This is a genomic window from Fodinibius sp., from assembly GCF_041642155.1.
GTDB lineage: Bacteria > Bacteroidota > Rhodothermia > Balneolales > Balneolaceae > Fodinibius.
Genome location: NZ_JBEPWZ010000156.1, coordinates 1 through 6,826 on the forward strand (window position 1 = coordinate 1; position 6,826 = coordinate 6,826).

Annotated in this window: 5 protein-coding genes and 2 riboswitches; of the genes, 4 read left to right on the top strand and 1 reads right to left on the bottom strand. The window is 53.1% G+C overall.

Translation table 11 applies throughout. The annotated features are described in order from the left end of the window. Positions 1-10 precede the first annotated feature (10 nt). The gene (locus tag ACESLU_RS09700; protein ID WP_372638451.1) at positions 11-1,909 is read right to left on the bottom strand and encodes an ABC-F family ATP-binding cassette domain-containing protein; all 1,899 of its coding nucleotides are present in this window, start codon (positions 1,907-1,909) and stop codon (positions 11-13) included. Between the two features lie 195 nt (positions 1,910-2,104). Further along, positions 2,105-2,364, top strand: a riboswitch (cobalamin riboswitch). Between the two features lie 24 nt (positions 2,365-2,388). Here ACESLU_RS09700 and ACESLU_RS09705 point away from each other — a divergent pair. From ACESLU_RS09705 to ACESLU_RS09720, 4 genes are all read left to right on the top strand, one after another. Then, entirely contained in the window at positions 2,389-3,591 is a 1,203-nt protein-coding gene (locus ACESLU_RS09705; protein ID WP_372638453.1) for an ABC transporter substrate-binding protein, read from the top strand. Next, positions 3,591-4,667: an iron chelate uptake ABC transporter family permease subunit gene (locus ACESLU_RS09710; protein WP_372638455.1), complete on the top strand. Its 1,077-nt coding sequence runs from the start codon at positions 3,591-3,593 to the stop codon at positions 4,665-4,667. Before ACESLU_RS09705 ends, ACESLU_RS09710 begins: the two co-directional genes overlap by 1 nt. Beyond that, a complete protein-coding gene (locus ACESLU_RS09715; protein WP_372638457.1) occupies positions 4,667-5,695 on the top strand; it encodes an ABC transporter ATP-binding protein in 1,029 nt (342 codons plus the stop codon). The genes ACESLU_RS09710 and ACESLU_RS09715 overlap by 1 nt, the downstream gene beginning before the upstream one ends. Before the next feature lie 392 nt (positions 5,696-6,087). Beyond that, a riboswitch (cobalamin riboswitch) is annotated at positions 6,088-6,337 on the top strand. 151 nt (positions 6,338-6,488) lie between these two features. Further along, the coding region (locus tag ACESLU_RS09720; RefSeq protein ID WP_372638458.1) for a TonB-dependent receptor at positions 6,489-6,826 on the top strand (338 nt) is incomplete at its 3' end.

Sequence of the window (6,826 nt, forward strand, 5' to 3'; positions counted from 1 at the left end):
AGGCAGTTCTTTAGGCTCGTTCGGCGAGTTCAAACCAGCGTTCCGTTTGGGTTTCGATTTCTTCTTTTAGTTCGGCATACCGGCTTGACTGCTCCAGCAGTTCCTCGTGGTCGAGTTCGCCGCTGCTAATCTGTGACTCCAGGGCTTCTTTCTTGGATTCGAGTGTTTCGATCCGTTCTTCCAGTTTCCGGTATTCCCGTCGCTCCGTGTAACTGAGTCCCTCGTTACCGGAAGATCGATTATTCTTTTTAGGTTTCGAGGCGACCGATTTCTTTTGTTCACTGCGCCGCCTGGCGCGGGCTTTGTCTTCACGCTTTTTTCGTTGTTCCCGGTATTCTTCATAGGTACCGTGATGGTCGCGAATTTCCCCGTCCCCCTCGAATACGAAATAGTGCTCAACAAGCTTATCCATAAAAAAGCGATCGTGTGAAACGAGGATCAGGCAGCCTTCGAAGTCGAGCAGAAACTCCTCCAGCTTATTGAGGGTGAGCAGGTCCAGGTCGTTGGTCGGCTCGTCGAGGATCAGGAAATTCGGATTCTGAATGAGCACCAACATCAGACTGAGCCGCTTTTTTTCACCCCCGCTTAGCTTTTTTACCGGGGTATACTGCATTTCGGGAGAAAACAGGAAGTGCTCCAGAAACTGCGAAGCGGATATCTTTTTCCCGCTTGACAGTTTGATGACTTTGGCCACGTCTTCAATCACATCGATCGCCCGCTGGTCTTCATCAAAGAGGAGTCCTTCCTGCCTGTAATGGCCGAATACGATGGTTTCTCCCGTCCGTATCTTCCCCGAATCGATTGGTTCTTCCCCTGTAAGCAGTTTGAGGAAGGTGCTCTTGCCGGCACCGTTTTTGCCGATAATGCCGATCCGTTCGCCTTTCTCAAAGTCATAATAAAAACTGTCGAGAATGGTCTCGTCCCCATAACTTTTGGAGACATTGATCAATTCCAGGATCTTGCCGCCCATCCGGTGCATATCCATCTGGAGGCGGAGTTCAGGCCCCCCGGGACCCGTGTCCGTCTTGTCTTGAAGCTCTTCAAAATCATCGATGCGCGATTTGGATTTCGTCGTCCGCGCTTTGGGAGAGCGCCGCATCCACTGAAGCTCCTTTTTATAAAGCTGATTGGCCTTGTGCATCTTTTTCCGCTCGATTTCCTGCCGTTCCGCCCGTTTTTCAAGGAAATATTGATAATTTCCATCATGGTGATAGATTTTACCGTCCTCCAGCTCAATAATGTGATTACATACGCGATCCAGGAAATAGCGGTCGTGTGTGACCATCAGCAGTGTTTTGGTACTCTTTTTCAGGTACTCTTCGAGCCACTCGATCATATCCACATCCAGGTGGTTGGTCGGCTCGTCGAGGATCAGAAAATCCGGATCGTCCAGCAGCACAAAGGCCAGGGCCACCCGCTTTCGCTGTCCCCCCGAAAGAGTGCCGATGGACTGGTCCAGGTCGTGGATATCCAGCTTGCCGAGAATCTGTTCCATCCGCTGCTCGTAATCCCAGGCGTCGGCCGCCTCCATGGCTGCTGCGGCTTTCTCGAACGCCTTCCGGGTTTTCTCATTGTAATTTTCAGCCTGCTCCCGGGCTGCTTTTTCATACTGCTGGATGAGCTGAACCATCCTGTTGTCGCTTTGCGCAATGTAGGAGCGGATGGTCTTGCGCTCATCCAGCTGCGGGTCCTGTTCGAGGAAGCCGATGCTGACGTCGTTTTGAATCATCACCTTGCCGGCATCCGGGGTCTCCCTGCCGGCCAATATCTTCAGCAATGTAGACTTTCCCGTACCATTTTCAGCGATCAGGGCGGTCTTGTCCCCCTTTGAAATACCGAAGGAGAGATCCTCAAACAGCACCTTGATACCGTAGTTCTTGGCCAGGTTTTCAGTTGACAGGTAGGTCATGAATCGTTTTCGACAAGATTATTAAGAGTGAACGTCGTGGGTGCGGGGCATAAGATAAGAAAAGTAATACGGACTCACAGCCTTTTCGCCGGATCCTGGTATGTTGGGAATAGCATTGCCCCGGGGCTGAACATCCGGGTAAGTTTCCCGTTGGCTTATATGACAGAATACCGTTACTTTAATCATCTATTTCTAACCTACTGATTCATTGACGGTTTGTCCCGCTGCAGGCGGGACGTTAAAAGGGAATCCGGTGACCTGTGCCGTGTGGCCACGGGTAGTCCGGAGCAGTCCCCGCTGCTGTAAGCTCTTAACCCTTGTTTCTCAACACTCTTTTGTGAGAGATACGGACTAACGTTTTTAATCCTTCGATACCACTGTCCGCCGGCCGGCGGACGGGAAGGTTGTTGAAAGCGGAGCAAGCCAGAAGACCTGCCGGCAATGATGATGGAAAAGCTTTCGGGAGAAAAGCCGTACCGATGTCAACAAGGCGATCCTTTTTTCGACATGCATACTACAATAGACGTGCCTGTGCGGTCCTTTTGGTCGCCGTTCTGCTCGCGGCGGGTTGCCAATCGTCTGCTTCCGAAGGGCAGCCAAACTCCCCGGAACCCGACACGGTAGCCGTCGATTTTTCCCACAAGGCAGAGGCCGATTATGCCGAGGGATTTCGCATCAGTTACCGCGACAACTACAAGCTTCTGGAAATTATCAATCCTTTTCAGGATCGCCTCGACACGTTGCGCTACTCCCTGGTACCAAGGGAGATAGCAGATCAGGTTAACGTAAAAAATACCCGAAAAATCCCCATTCCCGTCCGCACCCTGGTCGCCACTTCCGCCACTCATATCGCTCTCACGGATATGCTCGACGCCAATGAAAGGGTTACCGGAGTGGTGGGCGCCGATTATGTCTATACCCCGGAGGTCCGCCAGCGAATAGAGGAGGGGACCATAACCGGCTTCCAGGAAGGGGAGCTCAATAAGGAAAAGGTGCTTGCCCTCGATCCCGATCTGCTTATGGTTTCCGGGGGACCCACATCACAGTTTGATCATTACCGCGTACTGATGGATTCCGGTATTGATCTGCTGGTGAATTCCGAATGGCTGGAGACGACCCCGCTTGGCAAGGCGGAATGGGTCAAGGTGATGGCGGCCCTGTTAAACAAAGAAAAGCTGGCCAACAAAAAGTTTGACAAGGTAGCCCGGCAATATAACGATTTCAAGGCAGCGGTTGACACGGTGGAGGATAAGCCGATGACGATCAATAATATGCCGTACAAGGGCGCCTGGTTTGTCCCGGGCGGGGAGAGTTTTACCGCCCGGTTTCTCAAGGACGCGGGAGCGGATTACCCGTGGTTGGAGTCTGAGGAGACCGGGGGACTCCGAAAAGCATTCGAGGTGGTGTACCGGCAGGGACTGGAAGCCGATGTCTGGTTGCACCCTGGAACCGCAAAAACAAAAGAGGATATTTTAGCCAAAGATGAGCGCTTCCGCGATTTTAAATCATTTCAGACCGGCGAAATCTATCATAACTATCGGCGTTCCACCCCGTCGGGGGCGAATGACTTTTGGGAGTCGGGGGTCGTACGTCCCGACCTCGTTCTGGCTGACCTGATCAAAATTTTCCATCCTGAAATCGCGGGCGACCATGACTTTTACTATTACGACAATGTTGAGTGATGACTGATCAGCCAAGGGATCATAAAAGGCCGTATCGCATGGGAATTCGTCCCCTGTACTTTTTCCTCCTCGTGACGGGGGTCGTTGGGCTTTTCCTGTTAAACCTGGCGCTCGGCTCGGTGAATATCCCACTTCCCGATATTCTGCATATGTTGTCGGGAGGAGAACCCCGGGAACCGGCCTGGCAAAAGATTCTGATCAACATACGCATACCCCGCGCTGTTACCGCTATCCTGGCCGGCAGCGCGCTTTCCGTGGCGGGACTCCTTATGCAGACGCTGTTCCGTAACCCGCTGGCCGGACCATCGGTGCTGGGCATCACAGCGGGCGCGAGTCTCGGCGTAGCGGTGGTAATGTTAGCCGGCGGGACGATCACGACTATTTTTGCCATCCGGCAACTGTCCGCAATGGGGAGCTGGTTGATTATATTAGCGGCAAGTATCGGTTCGGCAGCGGTATTGTTGCTTATCCTGCTTATCTCCGTAAAGGTTCGGGATAATGTGACGCTGCTTATTATCGGTTTGATGGTCGGCAATATGACCATCGCTCTGGTGAGTATCTGGCAGTATTTCAGCCGGCCGGAACAGATCCAGGACTACCTGATATGGACGTTCGGCAGCCTGGGAGGGGTACCGCTCAGCCAGCTTTGGATGTTGGGCGTCCTGACGCTCGCAGGAGGAGGCATGGCCATGCTGCTGTCCAAATCGCTCAACGGGCTGTTGTTAGGCGAAAATTACGCGCGCAGCATGGGCTTGTCCGTTTCCAGGGCCCGGATATGGATCATCGTAAGCACCAGCCTGCTGGCCGGGGGCATCACGGCCTTTTGCGGGCCTATCGGTTTTGTCGGGATTGCCGTTCCCCATTTGACCAGGTCGCTGCTGGGCACGAACGAGCATCGCGTGCTCGTTCCGGGGACCCTGTTGATGGGAGCGATGCTGCTGCTGGGCTGTGATGTCATCGCCCAGATGCCCGGCTCTACGGCGACCCTGCCCATCAGCGCGGTCACTTCGATGGTGGGCTCTCCGGTGGTGATATGGGTGATCATTCAGCGCAAAAACCTGCAGGCTTCCTTCTGATGGATAACCCTGAACCTATCATATCGAGCCGGGATTTGGAGATCGGATTTCCGACGCGGGGACGTCGTCGTACCTCCACCACCGTGGCCCGCCATATTGATGTGTCGCTGCACAGGGGAGCGGTTGTTTGCCTGCTGGGACCCAACGGATCGGGAAAGTCAACGCTTATCCGCACGCTCGCCGGGCTGCACGCTCCATTGAGCGGGACGATCCATTTATCGGGGGAAGAAATAAGCGGTCTTTCTGTCAGGGAGGTCTCCCGGAAGGTAAGTACGGTGCTGACCGACCGTCTTACGATCGGTAATTTAAGCGTATACGAGCTGGTGGCCTTCGGTCGTTCGCCCTACACGGGGTGGTTCGGTTCGCTGGACCAACAAGATGAAGAAAAAATAGCCTGGGCTATTGAATCCACGGGTATTGAACCGTTTGTCGACCGCGACGTACTGCACCTGAGCGACGGGGAGCGTCAAAAAGTGATGATCGCCCGGGCGCTGGCGCAGGATACCTCCGCTATCTTGCTGGATGAGCCCACGGCTCACCTGGACCTGCCCAACCGGGTGGCGATTATGCGCCTGTTGCGTCGTTTGTCCCATAATACGCGAAAGGCGGTTTTACTGTCAACCCATGAGCTGGACCTCGCCCTTAAAGCGGCCGACTCGCTGTGGCTCATTGACCGGCAGGGCAGGGTGGTCACCGGCACGCCCGAGGATCTGGTGCTGGACGGTACGTTTGAAGCGGTGTTTGCGCAGGACAGCTTCGATTTCGACCGTGCCACCGGTTCGTTCAGGCTTCACGAACCTTCCAGAGGGTCGATCTGCCTGCATGGGGATGCCGAGGGCGTCTTTTGGACGCGACGGGCCCTGGAGCGCTCCGGCTATGAGGTATCAGAATCGAATGGTACGGAGCTCCGGGTGGTGGTACAGCCGTCCGGGAAGGAATTCCAGTGGGAGATCAGCTATGAAGGAGAGCAATACCCCTGCCATTCGGTCCGGGATTTGATCCATGAGCTGGGGAAGTTGGAGTCTTAATTTAAGTGATTTTTTTGTTCATTTTTTGAGCGGCCAAAAAACGAATAAAAAATACCGCCGGGGGATAACAAGATAGTGTTCTAACTATAATTCTCTTTCCGGGAAGCGTTTTTCCAAATGAGTCGTTATTCTAAAACAGCTTTCCTGTTCTCCCACGGACCCGGTCAGATTTCCTGATTCTGGTATAAGACCAATTTTCGGATGATGACGATAATAGAGCCTCAAGTGTCTGTGGGATTTGTGTCTTTCATGCCGGAGCAAAAATCAATACTACAATAACAGTACGATTTATTATAGTTCATTATTTGTGTGAGCGCCCAGGACTCCGGCGGCAGTCAGGATTAAAAACTGCGCCTTTCTTTTTATCAAGAAAGCTCCTACTTTACGAACGCTCTTTGAAATAGTGTATTGGTTTTCCGTCCCGCCCGGCGACTGTCGGCCCCGGGATAGAATGAAAAGGGAATTCCGTGCCTCGTCATTTGTTGAAGCATATCACGCATGGCGAGAAACCGGAAGCTGTACCCGCAACTGTAAATCCATTGTAGTGTTGTCTCCAACCTTTTGCCACTGTCCCGGTAACCGGGATGGGAAGGCCGGACAGCAGGATGAGCCAGAAGACCTGCCAAACGATCCTATTTCTTGAGAAACTTTCGGGAGTTAAAGTTTCTGCGAGGATTTTATGACCATCTTACACTTATTATCTTTATATAGAAAAAAGCAGATCAGCAGGGCTGTCGTATGCTGCGTGGCTTTATTGTTATATGTTTACCAGCCAGCGCATGGACAAACGCAAATGATAGCGGATACGCTTCAGCTTGATGAAGTTGAAGTCGTGGCCACACGCATTGATCAGCCGCTGAAGTATCAACCTACTGCCGTAGAAGTAATAGATTCGACCCGGCTGAGCTTATTACACACCCAATCCATTGGCGAGACCCTGTCTTTACAGTCCTCCTTATTTATAAAGAATAACGGGCCGGGCGGGATGGCAACCGCTTCGCAGCGGGGGCTCTCTTCCGAGCAGATCCAGGTGCTGTGGGAGGGCATTCCGATTAACAGTCCCACGCTCGGGCAAGCGGATCTCTCCCTGCTGCCGACCAGTTTCTTTTCCGGGGTCCAGGTCAGCTCCGG